A 1,251-nucleotide genomic window follows, 5' to 3' on the forward strand; every position below is an offset into this window, starting at 1 on the left:
AACTATAACGGTCCTAAGGTAGCGAAATTCCTTGTCGGGTAAGTTCCGACCTGCACGAATGGCATAATGATGGCAGCGCTGTCTCCAGCAGAGACTCAGTGAAATCGAAATCGCAGTGAAGATGCTGTGTACCCGCGGCTAGACGGAAAGACCCCGTGAACCTTTACTACAGCTTTACATTGAACTTTGACCTAACTTGTGTAGGATAGGTGGGAGGCTTTGAAGCAGATACGCCAGTATTTGTGGAGCCAACCTTGAAATACCACCCTGGTTATGTTGGGGTTCTAACTTAGGATCAACAAATCCAAGGACAATGTATGGTGGGTAGTTTGACTGGGGCGGTCTCCTCCTAAAGAGTAACGGAGGAGTACGAAGGTGCGCTCAGAACGGTCGGAAATCGTTCAAAGAGTATAAAGGCAAAAGCGCGCTTAACTGCGAGACCCACAAGTCGAGCAGGTACGAAAGTAGGTCTTAGTGATCCGGTGGTTCTGTATGGAAGGGCCATCGCTCAACGGATAAAAGGTACTCTGGGGATAACAGGCTGATACCGCCCAAGAGTTCATATCGACGGCGGTGTTTGGCACCTCGATGTCGGCTCATCTCATCCTGGGGCTGAAGCAGGTCCCAAGGGTATGGCTGTTCGCCATTTAAAGAGGTACGCGAGCTGGGTTTAGAACGTCGTGAGACAGTTCGGTCCCTATCTACCGTGGGCGTTGGAAATTTGAGAGGATCTGCTCCTAGTACGAGAGGACCAGAGTGGACGAACCTCTGGTGTTTCGGTTGTCACGCCAGTGGCATTGCCGAGTAGCTATGTTCGGATGGGATAACCGCTGAAAGCATCTAAGCGGGAAGCCCACCTTAAGATAAGATTTCCCTAAAGAGCCGTTGTAGACGACGACGTTGATAGGTTGGGTGTGGAAGTGTAGTGATACATGTAGCTAACCAATACTAATTGCTCGTTTGGCTTGACCATACAACACCCAAGTGGTTTACCACTGACTGTGTTGATTGGTAATATGTAAGATGAACCTTAATCTTGATTTGGTAATAAACAGACTCATACAGCGTTGTTAATCCTTTTACGCTGACGACAATAGCAAGATGGAACCACCTGATCCCTTCCCGAACTCAGAAGTGAAACGTCTTAGCGCCGATGGTAGTGTGGTTCGCCCATGTGAGAGTAGGTCATCGTCAGCACCTTATTTTAAACCCCTCTTTGCAGAAGCAAAGGGGGGTTTTGTTTGGGGGTTG

General features: G+C 48.8%; 2 rRNA genes. Both read left to right on the forward strand.

The annotated features are described in order from the left end of the window. Nucleotides 1–973: ribosomal RNA gene (locus tag HMPREF2573_RS00415) — 23S ribosomal RNA — on the forward strand; the annotation flags it as partial. Nucleotides 974–1,083: 110 nt separating this feature from the next. Beyond that, a 5S ribosomal RNA gene (gene rrf, locus HMPREF2573_RS00420) occupies nucleotides 1,084–1,197 on the forward strand. Nucleotides 1,198–1,251: the final 54 nt, after the last annotated feature.

Origin of the sequence: Moraxella sp. HMSC061H09 (assembly GCF_001809255.1) — a bacterium.
Classification (GTDB): Bacteria; Pseudomonadota; Gammaproteobacteria; order Pseudomonadales; family Moraxellaceae; genus Moraxella; species Moraxella catarrhalis.